Source organism: Pseudomonas sp. ES4, assembly GCF_050586665.1.
Lineage (GTDB): Bacteria > Pseudomonadota > Gammaproteobacteria > Pseudomonadales > Pseudomonadaceae > Aquipseudomonas > Aquipseudomonas frederiksbergensis.
Genome location: NZ_JBOBDO010000015.1, coordinates 39,224 through 56,132, shown reverse-complemented (window position 1 = coordinate 56,132; position 16,909 = coordinate 39,224). Strand labels below are relative to the sequence as shown.

Below are 16,909 nucleotides of genomic sequence, written 5' to 3'. Positions count from 1 at the left end.
GACATCAGCTGCGTTATCATCGCGCGCTTCTCTGTTCCAGAAACCCGGATGTCCATGTCTTTGCCGCTGCCTGACGATCATCAATCCCTGCCCCCTGTCCTGGTCGGGCCGCTGTTGCGGCGTCTGGAGCCCACGCGGCTGGTGATGTGGCTGGTGGGGTCGCGGGCGCTGTCGCTGACGTTGCGTCTGCAAGACCGCGACGCTATCCACCTCGACGCGAGTCAGTGCACGGTCATTGCGGTGGGCGCCCGGGCCTTTGTTCATTTGATCGACGTGTCACTGGACGCCGCCCTGCCCTGCGACACGTTAATCGAATACGACCTGTTGATTGACGACGCCGGCATCGCCGATTGGGCCCCGCACTTGCTGTACGCAGACGCCCGTAGCCCAAACTTCGTCCTGCGTACACGGGCCGATCATCTGTTGCACGGTTCCTGCCGCAAACCTCACCACCCGGCCACGGACGGTTTGCTGTGCGTCGATCGTTTGCTGGAGGCGGAGCCGGATGCACACAAACGCCCGGCGCTGTTGATGATGAGCGGCGATCAGGTGTATGCCGACGATGTCGCGGGGCCGATGCTGCGAGCCATCCATGCCTTGATCAAGCGGCTTGGGCTGTTCGAAGAGCACCTCGAAGGCGCAGTGGTCAGCGACAGCGCCAAACTCTACGAGCACCCCGCCAGCTACTACCATCGTGCGGATTTGTTACCGGCGCTGGAGAGCAACAAAACCCTGCGCGAGCGATTTTTCGGTGGGGCGCGTAAGCCGATTTTCACCAGCAGCAGTGCCGACAACCATCTGGTGACGTTCGCCGAAGTCATGGCCATGTACCTGCTGGTGTGGTCGCCGATTGCCTGGACATTGATCGCCCCGCAACCGCCGGTACTGACACCGGAAAGACGCGAGCGTTATGCGCTTGAGCAAACGCGCATCGATGGCTTCAAGGCCGGCCTGGGAGGCGTCGCCCGAGCGCTCGCGCACCTGCCGTGCCTGATGATTTTCGACGATCACGACATTACCGATGACTGGAATCTTTCCGCGCAATGGGAGGAAACGGCCTACGGCCATCCGTTCTCCAGGCGCATCATCGGCAATGCACTGATTGCCTACATGCTGTGCCAGGGCTGGGGCAACAACCCGGATGCGTTCGGCGCTGTGCTGAAGAAGGCCAGCGGATTGAGCGCGACCGGACATGACCGCTACCTCGACAGTGACATTCAGGACGAGTTGATTGACGAACTGCTGAGATTTCAGAACTGGCATTACGTGCTGCCCACCAGCCCGGCCATCGTCGTACTCGACACCCGCACCCGGCGCTGGCGCAGCGAGATGAACCTCAAGCAGCCTTCGGGTCTGCTGGACTGGGAAGCCCTCAGCGAACTGCAACAGGATCTGCTCGATCACCCGTCGGCCATCATCGTTTCGCCGGCACCGATTTTCGGCGTCAAACTGATCGAAACCGTGCAGCGCGTCTTCAGCTGGTGCGGTTATCCCCTGCTGGTGGACGCCGAAAACTGGATGGCCCATCGCGGTGCAGCCCAGGTGATCCTGAACATTTTCCGACACTCGCGTACACCCGGTAATTACGTGGTGCTGTCGGGCGATGTGCATTATTCCTTCGTCTACGAAGTACTGATCCGACACCGCAAGGGCGGCCCGCGCATCTGGCAGATCACCAGCAGCGGCATCAAAAACGAATTCCCGCCCGCGCTGCTCGAGTGGTTCGACCGCCTCAACCGCTGGCTCTACTCGCCCCGCTCACCGCTGAACTGGCTGACCAAACGCCGGCGCATGCGCATTGTTCCGCATGTCCCGGAACATGCCGAAGCGGGTGAACGGCTGTGGAATTCGGCGGGGATCGGGCAAGTGTTCTTTAATGAAAAAGGACAGCCGCAGGAGATCTATCAGCACAACTCAAACGGTTCGCCGAAGACCCGGATGGTTGCGCCTGACAGCGAAGACTGACCGCTGAAGACTGAAGGCTGAAGGCTGAAGGCTGAAGGCTGAAGGCTGAAGGCTGATAGATCGTTCCCACGCTCTGCGTGGGAATGCAGCCCGGGATGCTCCGCGTCCCTTATCGAGAGCTGGAACGCGGAGCGTCCCTTGAGGCATTCCTTTGCTGCGCGTGGGAACGATCGGATTACGGCTCCCTGACATGATCGGTGTCGCTCATGAACCTCACCCGAACCCTGATCATCGGCAACTCCGGTTCTGGCAAAAGCTGGCTGGCCGAACGACTGGCCAAGTACCTGCAAGTGCCGTGGGTCGATCTCGATTCGATTCACTGGTTGTCCGATGAACACAGCATCCCCCGCCCTCGTGCCGAGGCGCTGGGCATGGCACGGCTCGCGGCAAATGAAGAACGCTGGGTGATCGAAGGCGTTTACGGCTGGATCACCAGCGAACTCTTGCCCCAGGCGACTGCATTGATCTGGCTGTGCGTTGAAGATGAGGAATGTGTTGCCAACATTCGTCAGCGAGAAGCGCAGCGGGACGAGAATGACGAGTTGTTGATTGCGTTGCTCGACTGGGCCGGCAGCTATCGGATGCGCGAAGATTCCAGCGGATTTGCCGCGCATCAGCAATTGTTCGAAGGGTTTGGCGGTTCGAAACTCAAGCTCAGGGATCGAACCGAAATCACAACATTCGCGAACACCGTGTTACAAGCCAGCTAACTCACAGTGTTTCGATCGTTCCCACGCTCCGCGTGGGAATGACTCTTGTGACGCTCTGCGTCACGCTTTTTAGGACGCGGAGCGTCCTGGGCTGCATTCCCACGCGGAGCGTGGGAACGATCAATGGTGTATCAGGCCGCGCTCACTGCCCGGCAAACCCCTCTGACAATCATCTCCACTTCCCGCTCATCAATCGTCAGCGGCGGCAGCAAGCGAATGGTCTTGCCTCGTGTCACGTTGATCAACAAGCCGTGATCCCGTGCAGCGATCGATCGTTCCCACGCTCCGCGTGGGAATGCCTCTTGTGACGCTCTGCGTCACGCTTTTTAGGACGCGGAGCGTCCTGGGCTGCATTCCCACGCGGAGCGTGGGAACGATCAATGGTGTATCAGGCCGCGCTCACTGCCCGGCAAACTCCTCGGACAATCATCTCCACTTCCCGCTCATCAATTGTCAGCGGCGGCAGCAAGCGAATGGTTTTGCCCCGTGTCACGTTGATCAACAAGCCGTGGTCCCGTGCAGCGATCAGGGTCAGGTCGCGAATCGGCTGTTTGAGTTCGATGCCGATCATTAAACCCTGTCCACGGATCTCCAGGACGTTCGGGTCGTCCGCCAATTCGATGCGCAATCTGGCGAGCAAACGTTCGCCCTGAAGTTTGGCGTTTTCCAGCAGTCCTTGTTCTTCGATGATCTCCAGCACGGTGCAACCCACGCGGCAGGCCAGTGGATTGCCGCCGAAGGTGCTGCCGTGACTGCCGGGGGTGAAGAGGTCGGCGGCTTTGCCCCGGGCCAGGCAGGCGCCGATGGGAATACCGTTGCCCAGACCTTTGGCCAGGGTCATGACGTCTGGAACGATGCCTTCGTGCTGAAAGGCAAACCACTGGCCGGTGCGGCCGATGCCGGTCTGGATTTCGTCGAGCATCAGCAGCCACGCGTGCCGAGTGCAGCGTTCGCGAATGGCTTTCAGGTAACCGGGCGGGGCCATTTGGACGCCGCTTTCACCCTGAATAGGTTCCATCAGGATCGCCACGATGCGCGGACCGTGGGCTTGTTGCACCTTGTCCAGCGCCTTCAGATCGCCGAATGGCACTTTGACGAAATCCCCCGGCAACTCGTTGAAGCCCAGGCGCACGGCCGGGCCATCACTGGCGGACAAGGTGCCCAGCGTGCGGCCGTGAAAGGCGTTCTCCATGACCACCACCAGCGGTTGTTCGATGCCTTTGTGCCATCCGTACAACCGTGCGAGTTTCAACGCGGTCTCGTTGGCTTCGGCACCGGAGTTGTTGAAAAAGGCTCGCTCCATGCCCGCCAATTGCGTCAGTTTCTGCGCCAGCCGCTGCTGCCAATCGATGCTGTAGAGGTTGGATGTGTGCAACAGCAGCCCGGCCTGTTCACTGATGGCCGAGACTATTTTCGGATGGGAGTGACCGACGTTGGTCACTGCCACGCCCGCCACCGCGTCCAGGTATTCACGACCGGCCTGATCCCACAGGCGTGTGCCCAGGCCCTTGCTGAAACTCAAGGCCAAGGGTTGGTAAGTGCTCATCAGGCAGGCGGCGGTCATGACATCAAGCTCCATCAATGGTCGGTGTTTTTGCAGTATGGTTAGCCACCTGAGCTGGATAAACGCTGCAACACTTCAATCATTTTAAAGCTGGGCTTGATAATGGATTTATTCCAGGCAATGACCGTTTACGTCCGGGTGGTAGAAAGCGGCAGCATGACCGCGGCCGCTTTGCAGTGCGATATGTCCACCACCATGGTCGGCAATCACCTGCGGGCGTTAGAGCAACGCCTGGGTGTGCGCCTGCTCAACCGAACAACGCGACGCCAGCGGTTAACGGAATTCGGCACCGCTTATTACCAGCGTTGCCTCGAAGTGCTGGGGTTGGTGGCCGACTCCGAACGGTTGGCCGAGCAGGCCCTCGACGAACCGAGTGGAACCCTGCGCATCACCGCGCCGCTGACCTTCGGCACCGAAAAGCTGGCACCCGCCCTGAGTGAGTTCACTCTGCTGTGTCCACGCGTCAAATTGGATGTGGTCCTCACCAATCGCCGTCCGGACCTGCTCGAAAACGGTTTCGACGTGGCGTTTCGCCTGGGCAATACCCAGGAGACCCACCTGATCGCCCGTCCACTCCTCGACTACAACCTGACCATGTGTGCATCACCGGAGTATTTGGCGCGCAAAGGCACACCGGAAAAACCTGATGATCTGCAACACCATGACTGCCTGTCCTTTGCCTATCCGGCCGGGGATGACTGGCAGTCGGTGGAAAAACACTGGCGCCTGACCGGTCCCGAGGGAGAAGTGGCGGTAGCGGTCAATGGACCGATGTTGATCAACAGTTCGGCAGCACTGCTTCAAGCGGCGCGAACCGGCATGGGCATCGTGGTGCTGCCTGATGCGTTGATGGAGCAGGATCTCAAGGACGGAAAACTGGTGGCATTGATGCAGAGTTACTTGCCGCCAAGCCGACCGATGAACCTGATGTATGCCCAGGATCGTTACCGTTTGCCAAAACTGCGTAGTTTCGTCGACTTTGCCTTGCAGAGATGGGGCAAGTACTAGCCGACCGAATACCCCATCGACTAATCTCCTCGACGTGCGGGTCACTTGGCTATCAGGGCGACAGGGAGTGCGGAGATGGGTGAGGCGTCGAATATCGAGCCGTTGAAGTTCAATCTGTCGGATTTGAACGAAGACATGCTGCACACCATTCTGGAACTGGTCAGCGACGGCATCTGGGACTGGAACGCCAACACCGGGTTCGTCTATCGCAACCCCGGGTGGTACGAGATGCTCGGCTACCCGCCTCATTCCCTGAATAACAACGTGTTGACCTGGGAAAACGTGATCCACCCCGACGATTACCCGCAAGTCATGGCGCTGTTCGACGACTATCTGAGTGAACGCGCGCCCGGCTATCAGGCCGAATATCGCTGCCGCATGCAGGACGGCAGCTACACCTGGATCGAAGACCGTGGCTACGTACTGGCACGCAATGCCGACGGCTCGGTGGCGCGAATGGTCGGCGCACACCGCAGCATCGACGACAAGAAGCGCCTGTACGAAGCGCTTGAACGGCGCAACCAATCCCTTGAAGCAATCGTTGAAGAACGCACCCGAGAGTTGTCTCGCGTCAATCAGCAACTGCAAATCCAACTCGAAGAAAACCGCAAACTGGCGGAAACCGACGCACTGACCTCAATCGCCAATCGCTATCTTCTGGAAAAAGCCCTGCCCCAGGAATGCGAACGCGCCCAGCGCTTTCGACAACCGCTGTCGTTGATCGCGATGGACATCGACGACTTCAAGAACATCAACGATCACTATGGCCACGCGCTCGGTGATGCAGCATTGGTGCAGGTGGTCGATAGCGTGAAGCACTGCGTGCGCGAGGGCGATCTGCTTGCGCGTTGGGGTGGCGACGAGTTCATCCTGATCCTGCCCAACACGCCACTCGCCAACGCTCGGGCGCTCGCCGAGCGTATCCGCCATGGCCTCGCATGCCTGGTGCCCGTGGGAGACTTTCCAGTAACCATGAGTTTCGGCGTGGTTCAGCGCTTTGACGAAGAACAACAGACCGGGTTGCTGGCCCGGGCCGATCAGGCGCTGTATCGGTCGAAGATCGCGGGCAAGAATGTGATTTCGGGGTAAGGGCTATGCCCGTCAACCCTTACATCCCCGCCTTCACCAACACCGGTTTTTCCTGATACCGATCCGGATAAAGCTTTTTCAGCTGCGCGACCTTCGGCAGATCGTTGATCACGATGTAGGGATAGGTCGGGTGCTCGGTCAGAAAGTCCTGATGTTCCTCCTCGGCCGGGTAGAAACCGTTGTAGGTTTCCAGCGTGGTGACAATGGGTTTGTCGAACGACCGGGCAGCGTCCAGCTGGGCGATGTAGGCCTGGGCGACACGTTGCTGTTCGCTGTTTTCCGGGAAAAGCGCCGAGCGATACTGAGTGCCGTGGTCAGGTCCCTGGCGGTTGAGTTCGGTAGGGTTGTGCGCCACCGAGAAGTAGATTTGCAGCAAGGTGCCATAGCTGACCTGACGAGGATCGAAGGCGACTTCGACAGCTTCCGCATGACCGGTATCGCCACTGCTGACCCGCTCGTATTGGGCGGTGCTTGCAGCTCCACCGGCATAACCGGAGACCGCTTTCTTCACCCCTTTCACATGCTGGAACACGCCCTGGACGCCCCAGAAGCAACCGCCGGCAAAGACTGCCCTTTCGCTGTCGGCCTGGGTGGTTTCGTCGAGGGCGGGTGGAGGAATGATGACCGCGTCTTGCGCCGCACCGAAAGAGAACGCCAGGCATTGGCCGATGACGCCGGCAGCGACCAGGCCCAACAGGGTGCGGCGCCAGGTAAACAGGGTTTTCATGAGGCTGATTCCTGAATGAATTAAATGAGTTCAACCGAACGTAGGAACGAAGCGGCGGGACGCGGCCGGGCATGGGCCTGCAAAAGTGAGTGAAAGTAAGTACCCGCGGATCAAGTTGCCTTTGGCACAAAAGTCATCGCCAGGCCATTCATGCAGTAGCGCAAGCCGGTGGGTTGGGGCCCATCGTCGAAGACATGGCCCAGATGACCGCCACAACGCCGGCAGTGGACTTCCTCACGCAGCATCCCGAAGGCGCGGTCCTGACGAGTGGCCACAGCGTTGTCCAGCGGTGCCCAGAAGCTCGGCCAACCGGTGCGGCTGTCAAACTTGGTCGCAGAAGAAAACAGCGGCAGGCCGCAACCGGCACAGGCAAACGTACCTTCACGGTGCTCGTTGTTCAGCGGGCTGCTGTAGGCCCTTTCGGTGCCCTCCTCGCGCAGGATTTCATACTGCTCGGCGCTGAGCATGGCGCGCCATTCGCTGTCGCTGTGAGTCACCTCGAACACCTCCGCAGCGCTGGCGTTACTGACCAGCGCAGAACTTGCGGCAAATTTTGGCAATACACCGATGACCAGGGCTGCAGCGCCTAGCCCGCCGCTCGCTACGAGAAACTGTCGCCGTGAAAACATGGTCGTCTCCGAAAATTCCAGGTGCCTGTCATGGAACACAGCCTAGGCTTGGGTTGATCGCCAAATCCTCACGAGAAGTTAAACAATTCGTGATAACTCAGGCCCCGGAAAACCCGCACAATGCGCTCATTGCGCCGAAGGATTGAGCTTGATGGAACAGACCAAACGCGTCCTCGTGGTCGAGGACGACCTGCATATCGCCGACCTTATCTGCCTGCATCTACGTGATGAGCAGTTCGAGGTGGTGCACTGCGCCGACGGCGATGAAGGCATGCGCCTGCTGCAGCAAGGAAGCTGGGACGCTCTGATCCTCGACCTGATGCTGCCCGGCGTCGACGGCCTGGAAATCTGCCGTCGCGCCCGCGCCATGGCCCGCTACACACCGATCATCATTACAAGTGCGCGTTCCAGCGAAGTACACCGGATTCTCGGGCTCGAACTCGGCGCCGACGATTACCTGGCCAAACCCTTTTCGATGCTCGAACTGGTGGCGCGGGTCAAAGCGCTGTTGCGACGGGTCGATGCCATGGCCCGCAATCTTAAAATGGACGCTGGCAGCCTGATCATGGACGGCCTCTCCATCGACCCGATCACGCGCGATGTGTCCCTTGACGGTCGCCGCCTCGACCTCACGCCACGGGAGTTCGACCTGTTGTATTTCTTCGCCCGTCAGCCCGGCAAAGTGTTCTCGCGCATGGACCTGCTCAACGCCGTCTGGGGCTACAGCCACGAAGGCTACGAGCACACGGTCAACACTCACATCAACCGCCTGCGGGCAAAGATCGAAGCCGATCCGGCACAACCGGCGCGCATCCTCACGGTGTGGGGGCGAGGCTACAAATTCGCGGCCAGGGAGGAGCAACCGTGAGACTGACCCTGACTCAGCGCCTGTCGCTGGTGTTCGCCGTTTTGCTGCTGGTGTGCTGCGGCACGTCGGCCTGGATGCAGGTGCGGTCCAACAAGATGCATGAGCTTGAGGTGGTGCAAGGGTTGTCGCGGGACCTGGCCCGGCACATCGCCCATGACACCGTGCTGATGGACGCCAAAGGCCTGATGCCCGACGCCGTGCGCGACCTGTTCAGCCAACTGATGCTGGTCAATCCCAGTGTCGAGGTCTATCTGCTCGACCCCGAGGGCCGGATTGTCGGCAGCGCTGCGCCCGAGGGTCGGATACGCCGGGAGCGGGTCGATCTGGCACCGATCCAGCGCCTGATCAAGGGCGACGCCCTGCCGGTTCTTGGCGACGATCCGCGTAGCGTCGATGGCCGCAAAGTGTTCAGTGCCGCGCCATTGCAGGTCGATGGTAAACAGGTGGGTTACCTCTATGTGGTGCTGTTGAGCGAAGAGCACGATCGCTTCGCCGAACGCGGCGCCACCAGCGCCGCCCTGAATACCGCGCTGTTGTCCATCGGGCTGGTGGCGTTGCTGTGCCTGATTGCCGGTCTCACGGCGTTCGCCCTCATTACCCGACCTTTGCGCCGTTTGACCGAAACCGTCAGCCGGTTCGACATTGATAGCGCTCCGGTAACGCCGCCTGTATCCGCACCGGTGGAAAAAGCCGCCAGCCACGATGAAATTGCCATACTCGACGCGACTTTCCGGCAGATGCAGGCGCGCCTCGGCGAGCAATGGCGTTCGTTGACCCGCCAGGATCAGGAACGCCGCGAACTGGTGGCGAATATCTCCCACGATCTGCGCACGCCTCTGGCCTCGCTGCACGGTTACCTGGAAACCTTGTCGCTCAAGGACGCCACGTTGTCACCCGCCGACCGCCGCCGTTACCTGGGCATCGCGCTGGACCAAAGCCGCAAGGTCGGTGGGCTGGCGCAATCGCTGCTGGAACTGGTGCGCCTGGAACATGGTTTCGTGCAACCGGTGCTGGAGCGTTTCTCACTGACCGATCTGGTGCAGGACATTTTCCAGAAATTCGAACTGACGGCCGAGGCGCGCCAGGTCGAACTGAAGGCCACTTTTGCACCCAATGTTTCGGCGGCCTGCGCCGACCTTGGATTGATCGAACGGGTGCTCACCAACCTGTTCGACAACGCCCTGCGCCACACCCCGCCAGGAGGAGAAATCGAGCTCAGCCTGCGCCCTCAAGGACCGTTTATCGAAGTCACCGTCAGCGACACCGGCCCCGGCATTGCTGCCGAATTGCGCGAAGGTCTGTTCCTGCGCCCGTTCAACATTGGCGGCGCACGGCGTGATGGCGGACTGGGATTACGGATCGTGCACCGTATCCTGCAATTGCATGGCCGCGAGATCCAGCTGATTGAGGTTCCTGGCAGGGGCGCGACCTTCCGCTTTTCGTTGGCGGTGGATCAGCAAACAGCCGAACAATTGGCGGTTCGGTCGATGAATCTGAATTCGCTGGGGAAATAGTCGGCTGCCTGAGCCACAACAACGACTAATATCCCGGCTCCCATTTCGGCAAGGATGCTGCGCGATGCTCAATACCCTGCAAAACACCCCATTGTGGGTTTACGCGATATTTCTGCTGCTGTGCTACTACGGTGTCAAAGCCCTGTCCCCGAGCCGTGAAAGCAAAACTTCATTGCTCGTCACGGCGCCGATCTTGCTGGGCTGGTCACTGTATTCGCTGAACCTGACGCTGAATCCACTGCTATCGGTCAGCTGCTGGCTGGCCGCCGTCATCCTGGGCAGCCTCGCGGCGTTGCTGGTTTTCCCACGCAAGGGCATCGAGCTGGATGCTCCGCAAACCGGCCTGATCGTGCCGGGCACAGCAAAAACCCTGGTGCTGTATCTGCTGTTTTTTGCGGTGAACTATTACTTCGGTTACCAGGATGACGTTCACCCGGAAATGACCGCCACCCTTGAGATGTTGCTGCTCAAGGCGTCGGCTTCCGGCTTTGTCTGTGGGCTGATCAGCGGTCGGGCGTTGACGTTTTATCGTTTGCTGCTGTCACTTCAGGCAAAACGCCCCCCGATAGCCACCGGTTAAAAGCCGCTGTACCAAAAATGATGACCAGCCGCCTGTTCATCCGTGACAACGCCGCCTCGGTCCAATAGATTAGGCGGCCTGAAAAGGCCCAGAGCTTTCTCGCCTCAATCCAAGTTAAAAGAAGTAGTGAAATTTCAATGTCCGATTCCAATACCGCTGAATCCGTAGTCACCTTGTCGTCCAAAGCGGAATACGAAAACTCCATCAATCTTTCACAGCACGTGCCCCAGGCCAAGACCATCAGCGAGATGGTCCTGGACGCTTTCCAGTCCACCCGGGAAAGCGACCAGATCCGCGAGCTGCGCGCCGCGATTCGCCAGGCTCATGACAGCTTCGACGACGATAAAGCCTACGAATTGATGGGTGAGCTCAAGCAGCTCAAGGACGCCGAAGCTGCCGACATTGCTGCCCTGGAAGACTTGAGCAGCAAATTCCCGATCAGCCGGATTCTCTCCAGCTTCAAGGATGATCCGGCATTTCAGGAATTGGTCTATGGCCTCGCACTGAAAGTGCTGAACCAGACCCACCAGGCCATCAGCAACCCAAGCAGTGGCAAAAGCAAAGTGGCTCGCGCCAAGAAAGATGTCGAAGTGTTCACCATCAGCAAAGACGGCATCAGCGTCACACTGCCGTTGCGCACCCCGCGTTCGCGACTGAACGTTGACCGTGAAGCGTTGGAATTCCTGGGCTTCACCTTCGTCGGCGAAGGCGAAGAAGCGGAGCTGGAAAGCGAGACCTTCCTGGACAATGCCGGGGCCGAACAAGCGGTTAACCGCAAGAACATCATCACCGCGCTTCAGCAACAAACCGCGTTCGATGGCTACAGCATCGCCGCTCAGTAACACGCACCATCAGCGGCGCTTCGGCGCCACTGACCCAAGAGCCCCGCCCTAGAGCGGGGCTTTTTATTGCCCGTGGTTTTACAAAACCCACAATTTCCTTTCCTGTCATCGCCGCCCACACCGCGACAGTTGCAAAGTGCCACCCCGTTCGGCAATCAATGCCCACAGGCACTCATGCCACGGTGATTCGGCGCCAAAAAAACACTTTTCCTTAACCCTTCAGCACCACGGGTCCGCCTGCAGGGAGCGTCAACTCACTTTCCAGCCCAAGACTTCAGTGGTGCGATTGCTGAGGTCATCATGAACACAACTCCCCTTTACCGTCAGTTGGCCAACCACTACCTCGACGCGATCCGCAGCGGCACCTTGAAAACCGGTGAACGATTCCCCTCCATTCGGCTGATGATGGAAAAACATGCCGTTAGCCTGTCGACCGCCGTGCAGGTTTGCCGGGAACTCGAGGACTGTGGCGTGCTGGAAGCCCGGCCGCGCTCCGGCAACTACATTCGCCAGCCCGATACGTTGCGCAAACCCGTCCCGATCGCTCCCCCGCCGCCGCTGGACACCGGTGTCTATGTCGGCATTCACGAGCAGGTGTCATCAGTACTCAAGGCCAGTCAGCGCGCGACGATCAAGGTCAATTTCGCCAGTGCCTTCTGCGCGCCGGAACTCTATCCGTTGAAGATCCTGCAAGACCATATGATCAAGGCACTGCGTCACGATCCGCACTTGCTCGGTGCGGCGGGTTCCACCTGTGGCAATAGCACGTTGCGCAGTATTCTTGCGCGACGGGCGCTGACCACAAAGGCCAACCTGCCAGCGGAAAAAATTGTGATCACCAACGGCGCGACCGAAGCGATCAACCTGGCTTTGCGCGCAGTCACTCAACCGGGCGATACCGTCGCGGTGGAGTCGCCGACCTTTTATGGTTTGCTGCAAATTCTTGAAAGCTTGAATCTACGGGTACTGGAAGTACCGGCGACTTCGCATGCCGGCATCAATCTGTTCGCCCTCGAACAATTGCTACAAGGCCCCGAACGGATTCAGGCGCTGATCGTCATTCCCAATCTGCAAAATCCGCTGGGCAGCATCATGCCCGACGCCAACAAGGCGCGGCTGGTGCAGCTGTGCGCCGAGCATGCCACGGTGCTGATCGAAGACGACACCTATGGCGATCTGGTGGATACCGAACAGCCGCTGTCCACGCTCAAGCACTGGGACCGCACCGACAACGTGATCTATTGCGCCTCCCTGAACAAAACCCTGGCACCGGGCATTCGCCTGGGCTGGATCAGCGCGGGGAAATGGCACGACCGCGTGGAAATGCTCAAACACACTCAATCCCGGGGATGTGAGGCGCTGTCGCAACTGGCGGTCAGTGCGTTCATGAAGACACCGTCCTACGAACGTTACCTGCGCCGCTTGCGGAAAATCCTGACTCACCAACGCCAGCAAATGAGCGCTGCGATCCTTCGCTATTTTCCCGCCGGCACCAGCGTGACCACCCCTCGGGGCGGTACGTTGTTATGGGTGGAATTGCCGCGCCAGCATTCATCCATGGCGTTTTTCCATGAGGCATTGAAGGCCGGCATCCAGATTGCACCTGGGGATATCTTTTCCAATGCCCAGCGTTTCAATCACTTTGTGCGCATTGGTTGCGGTGCGCCGTATTCACCGCGGATTGAGGAAGCGCTGGCGACCCTCGGCCAACTCCTCAAAAACCAGGACTGAACACATCCTTGTAGCAGCTGCCGAGCCTGCGAGGCTGCGTTCGGCTGCGCAGCAGTCGTAAATCCTGCCATTTCGGTTTACCTGAAACACCGTAGTGGATGGTTTTACGACGGCTTCGCCGCCGAACGCAGGCTCGGCAGCTGCTACACGGTTTAGTGTTGGGTTCAGAGGGGGCTTTGGTGCAGGCAAATGATGTGCGGATCGTTATTCCAATGCGGGAAACGTTCAGCGATTAGAGGATCATGGCCGGGGATGACGTGATCTTCGCCGTCGGCAAGGCTGTCGATCAAGCTGAATGCTTCAAGCGTCTGCGCCAGATCATCCAGAATCGGAAACGGACTGCGCTGACGGATGTTCGCCCACAAGTGCGCGGCATCCGAGGCCAGGACAATCCACCCGCGCTCAGTGTTCACCCGCACCACTTGGCTACCCGGTGTATGCCCGCCCACGGGGTGCAACGTCACACCGGGAATCACCTCGACCGTGCCGGTGTGCAAACGCATCCGGCCTTCAAACAATGGCGGAAGCGCCGACATCACGTCGTCGACCTCGTAGGTTTTGTTAACCGTGTGATGGGCCATTTTCGGCCCGGTGCAAAAGCGCAGTTCCGCTTCTTGCAAATGCACCATGGCCTTGGGGAAAAGCCCCAGGTTGCCGGCATGGTCCCAGTGCAAATGGGTGAGGATCAGGTTGTCGACCTGCGCCGGATCAATATCCAGTTGGCGCAGGGATTCTTCCGGCAGGCGATACATCTGACGGTTGCGCCGATCCGCCGTGGCAGGTTGAAAACAGGTGTCGACCACGATCGCTTGCTGCTCGTTACGAATGACCCAGAAGTAATAATCCAAGGGCATCGACGCATTCGGATCACCGCAGCAAGCGTCGTAGAGAAAGTTCTCCCGGGCGGTGCGCTGGGCATTGGCGCCGACACGGATCGCGAACACTTCGTACACAGGAACGGACATATTCACCTCCGGGTTCAGGCCGCTGCGGTGGCTTTGAGGGTCGGACGAAAGTCGAAATCAATCTCGTCGCTGATGCCCAGATCCTGGGCCAGACGATGCAGGCCGCTGTAGTCACGCATGATCGTGGCGTTCTTGTTGCTCTCCCGGGTGTCAGCGATGATCACCGCGGCGTCCTCGACCCCAAGCTGCGTGAGAATTGCCTCCCACATCGAGTAGTCCTGGGCGACAAAGGCACTCAGCGCCACCGACAACGTGCGAGCAAAAAACGCCCGATGGGTCGGCTGCATGTTCGCGTACATGACCTTCGCCACTTCCGCGAGAATCTTGCTGTGGGCATATTCATCGCGGTTATGCAGTTCGGCCACGCGGCGGTTTTGCGGTTGAATGCTCCGGTCGTCGGCCAACAGATCCAGATAGGCGTTGACGCTGATCTCGGCCACCACCGCAAAGGTGATCGCCGCGAGGTCGCGCTGCCACTGCTCCGGCAGTTCTTCGCGAAGGGCGATCAGCCGCAGATAGGTGACTGACGGCGGCAACTCCAGATCCTGATCGAGTGCCCGCTCCTGCTTGGTCCGTTCGATGGCCCGCAGGTGCATGAGCGTGTGGTAGTGCTCGTCGATCAACGTCTGTTGCATGGCCTCGCGAAAATGCCAGTCGTCCTTGCCCAGGTATTGATTGGCGATGACGCTCAGCGCCGGGTTCACCACGTGTTCTTCGGCGGTCACCGTGCGCAGGTTGTAGCCGATCCAGCCCCAGGTCACCACGGTGCTCTTGAGTTCATCGCTCAGTGCCTGGAACTTCGGGTGATGGAAAAACGGCACCATGCACTCCGGGTAATCCGGGCGCGCCGGATCGAACGCTTCGCTGGCCTCGGCCTTGTCCGGTGCGCACACCGTGGCTCTCTTGGTCCAGGCCTGATTGAGCCGCACGACCAGTTGATGATCGACCTTGGCGATCTCGATTGCTGTTTGCATGACGCGATACCTGTAGGACGCGTACCCGATGACGGGTACGCCAATGAAATTAAGGGCGACGGATGAATCAGGCCAGCCAGTAGCGGGTCAGGTTTCGCGCCGGGTCAGTGTATCGGCTGCGGGCATGGATCATCCGCCAGTTGTCCCAAATCAGCAGGCACCCATCGGGAATCAGCACCGGTGTGTTGTGCTCAATGAAATACGCTTCGCCCAGGACTGCAAACCTGGCCAGTGGCGACGAGCTGTTGGCGACTTGCGAGTGAAGCAGATCGTCCTTGGAAGGATTCACATCACCGTAGTGAAACTGGTTGTAGCTGAAGCGGAAAATGTCCCCGTCCTCTGTAGGCGTCAGGATGTATTCCTTGACCCGGCGTTGCGCGGCCTCACCGGGCTTGGCGGTGGCGACAAACTCCACAGGCGTGTCGTCGATCCATTCACGCAGCTCGGGATCGGTGCGCTCAAGGAACGCCAGCAATTCATACCCGTCCACCAACCCCGTGTGTCCGCCACCGCACGTGGCCTGTTGATGACAATGCAACGCCAGGTAGCGCGGCGGCGGACCGTACACTGGCGCTTCGGTGTGTGGGCCGATGCCGTTCATGCTCTGGGAATACGGCAAGTCTTCGTACCCCGGCTTGCGGGTGATGGCGAATGCGGTCTGCCCGTTGAATTGTGGTATGACCGAGCCGAACGCTTGCAGCGTGCCGAGCACATCGTCGGCGAACTCATCCGACGTCAACACCGTCCAGCCTCGCGCCGACAATTCTTCGTGGCGGTGGCCCAGTGAAACGTAAGGTTTGGACGCGACAATCCCTTGATCTGACATGGTGAGATTCCTGGCTGTTTATCAGGCGTTGACGGTTGAGGTGTAGGCGGCAATGAAGTCGCGACAGGCGTTGCCCGGTCGATAGCGATGTTCATCGATGAGCTGCACGGGGGTGATTTCGGCAGCGGTACCGGTGAGAAAACACTCGTCGAAGTCGCCAAGCTCCGTAGGAACAATGGTTCGCTCGACCACTTGGTAATCCAGCGCCTTAGCGAGTTCGATGACGGTCTGACGGGTAATGCCGTTGAGGAAACAATCCGGCACCGGGGTGTGCAACGTCCGACCCTTGACGAAGAACACGTTGGCGCTGGTGGCTTCGGCAACGTTGCCGCGCCAGTCGAGCATCAAGGCGTCGTGATAGCCGTTGTTTTCAGCATCGTGCTTGCTCAGGGTGGCGATCTGATAATGCCCGGATGCCTTGGCTTCAAACGGGCTGCAGCTCGGTGGCGGACGACGCCACTCGGCGGTCTTCAAGCGAATGCCGGCCATGTGCCCGGCCGGGTCGAAATAGCTCGGCCATTGCCAGCAGGCGATCGCCACGTGGACGCTGTTGAAGCGGGCCGAGGTGGAAATCATTTCACTGCCGCGCCAGGCCACTGGCCGCAGATAACCGTCGACCACGTTGTTGCGCTGCAGCAGTTCATGGCTGGCCGCTTCCAGCTCGGCCAGCTCATAGGGAATGACGAAATCCATCAACCGGGCCGAGCGATACAAACGCTCGCTGTGTTCGCGCAGTTTGAAGATCTTGCCGTTGTAGACACGTTCCCCTTCATACACCGTGCTCGCGTAGTGCAAACCGTGGGTCAGCACATGCAGCCGAGCCTGGGACCACTCGACGAACTCGCCGTCGAGCCAGATGTAACCTTCTCGCTGATCAAACGGAATACCGCTCATGTCCATATCTCCTGATGAATCGT

16 protein-coding genes are annotated in these 16,909 nt (G+C 59.5%); 9 read left to right on the top strand and 7 right to left on the bottom strand.

Annotated elements, in window-relative coordinates; translation table 11 throughout:
* Window positions 1-48: 48 nt before the first annotated feature.
* Window positions 49-1,965: an alkaline phosphatase D family protein gene (locus ACQ4OB_RS17415; protein WP_430956113.1), complete on the top strand. Its 1,917-nt coding sequence runs from the start codon at window positions 49-51 to the stop codon at window positions 1,963-1,965.
* A 206-nt stretch (window positions 1,966-2,171) separates the two neighbouring features.
* Window positions 2,172-2,675: an adenylate kinase gene (locus tag ACQ4OB_RS17410; RefSeq protein WP_076028547.1), complete on the top strand. Its 504-nt coding sequence runs from the start codon at window positions 2,172-2,174 to the stop codon at window positions 2,673-2,675.
* Window positions 2,676-3,063: 388 nt separating this feature from the next.
* On the opposite strand, the gene ACQ4OB_RS17405 is transcribed toward ACQ4OB_RS17410, so the two are convergent.
* Window positions 3,064-4,239 carry an aspartate aminotransferase family protein gene (locus ACQ4OB_RS17405; protein WP_430956112.1) on the bottom strand — a complete coding sequence of 392 codons (1,176 nt, stop codon included), beginning with the start codon at window positions 4,237-4,239 and terminating at the stop codon, window positions 3,064-3,066.
* 102 nt (window positions 4,240-4,341) lie between these two features.
* Here ACQ4OB_RS17405 and ACQ4OB_RS17400 point away from each other — a divergent pair, with 102 nt between their 5' ends.
* Window positions 4,342-5,247: a LysR family transcriptional regulator gene (locus ACQ4OB_RS17400; protein ID WP_430956111.1), complete on the top strand. Its 906-nt coding sequence runs from the start codon at window positions 4,342-4,344 to the stop codon at window positions 5,245-5,247.
* Between the two features lie 75 nt (window positions 5,248-5,322).
* Window positions 5,323-6,336: a sensor domain-containing diguanylate cyclase gene (locus ACQ4OB_RS17395; protein WP_430956110.1), complete on the top strand. Its 1,014-nt coding sequence runs from the start codon at window positions 5,323-5,325 to the stop codon at window positions 6,334-6,336.
* 19 nt (window positions 6,337-6,355) lie between these two features.
* Here ACQ4OB_RS17395 and msrA read toward each other — a convergent pair whose 3' ends face one another.
* Window positions 6,356-7,063, bottom strand: a complete 708-nt coding sequence (msrA, locus tag ACQ4OB_RS17390) for a peptide-methionine (S)-S-oxide reductase MsrA (RefSeq protein ID WP_430956109.1) — start codon at window positions 7,061-7,063, stop codon at window positions 6,356-6,358.
* Between the two features lie 110 nt (window positions 7,064-7,173).
* Entirely contained in the window at window positions 7,174-7,692 is a 519-nt protein-coding gene (msrB, locus tag ACQ4OB_RS17385; RefSeq protein ID WP_074873917.1) for a peptide-methionine (R)-S-oxide reductase MsrB, read from the bottom strand.
* Window positions 7,693-7,843: 151 nt separating this feature from the next.
* Here msrB and ACQ4OB_RS17380 point away from each other — a divergent pair, with 151 nt between their 5' ends.
* The 5 genes from ACQ4OB_RS17380 to ACQ4OB_RS17360 all read left to right on the top strand — a co-directional run bounded on the left by ACQ4OB_RS17380 (window position 7,844) and on the right by ACQ4OB_RS17360 (window position 13,227).
* Window positions 7,844-8,560: a response regulator transcription factor gene (locus tag ACQ4OB_RS17380; protein WP_074873916.1), complete on the top strand. Its 717-nt coding sequence runs from the start codon at window positions 7,844-7,846 to the stop codon at window positions 8,558-8,560.
* Window positions 8,557-10,074 carry a HAMP domain-containing sensor histidine kinase gene (locus ACQ4OB_RS17375; protein ID WP_430956108.1) on the top strand — a complete coding sequence of 506 codons (1,518 nt, stop codon included), beginning with the start codon at window positions 8,557-8,559 and terminating at the stop codon, window positions 10,072-10,074. The genes ACQ4OB_RS17380 and ACQ4OB_RS17375 overlap by 4 nt, the downstream gene beginning before the upstream one ends.
* A gap of 64 nt (window positions 10,075-10,138) precedes the next feature.
* Window positions 10,139-10,654, top strand: coding sequence for a hypothetical protein (locus ACQ4OB_RS17370; RefSeq protein ID WP_430956107.1), 516 nt, complete (start codon window positions 10,139-10,141; stop codon window positions 10,652-10,654).
* Between the two features lie 137 nt (window positions 10,655-10,791).
* A complete protein-coding gene (locus ACQ4OB_RS17365) occupies window positions 10,792-11,496 on the top strand; it encodes a hypothetical protein (RefSeq protein WP_074873913.1) in 705 nt (234 codons plus the stop codon).
* Window positions 11,497-11,796: 300 nt separating this feature from the next.
* Window positions 11,797-13,227, top strand: coding sequence for a PLP-dependent aminotransferase family protein (locus tag ACQ4OB_RS17360; RefSeq protein WP_074873912.1), 1,431 nt, complete (start codon window positions 11,797-11,799; stop codon window positions 13,225-13,227).
* Window positions 13,228-13,391: 164 nt separating this feature from the next.
* Here ACQ4OB_RS17360 and ACQ4OB_RS17355 read toward each other — a convergent pair whose 3' ends face one another.
* The 4 genes from ACQ4OB_RS17355 to ACQ4OB_RS17340 all read right to left on the bottom strand — a co-directional run bounded on the left by ACQ4OB_RS17355 (window position 13,392) and on the right by ACQ4OB_RS17340 (window position 16,886).
* Window positions 13,392-14,192 (bottom strand): N-acyl homoserine lactonase family protein, encoded by an 801-nt coding sequence (locus ACQ4OB_RS17355; protein ID WP_074873911.1) that lies wholly within the window; start codon window positions 14,190-14,192, stop codon window positions 13,392-13,394.
* 14 nt (window positions 14,193-14,206) lie between these two features.
* The gene (locus ACQ4OB_RS17350) at window positions 14,207-15,166 is read right to left on the bottom strand and encodes a diiron oxygenase (RefSeq protein WP_102615020.1); all 960 of its coding nucleotides are present in this window, start codon (window positions 15,164-15,166) and stop codon (window positions 14,207-14,209) included.
* 67 nt (window positions 15,167-15,233) lie between these two features.
* Complete coding sequence (locus tag ACQ4OB_RS17345) at window positions 15,234-15,992, bottom strand: TauD/TfdA family dioxygenase (RefSeq protein ID WP_430956106.1); 759 nt, start codon at window positions 15,990-15,992, stop codon at window positions 15,234-15,236.
* A gap of 21 nt (window positions 15,993-16,013) precedes the next feature.
* Window positions 16,014-16,886: a branched-chain amino acid aminotransferase gene (locus tag ACQ4OB_RS17340; protein ID WP_102615022.1), complete on the bottom strand. Its 873-nt coding sequence runs from the start codon at window positions 16,884-16,886 to the stop codon at window positions 16,014-16,016.
* Window positions 16,887-16,909: the final 23 nt, after the last annotated feature.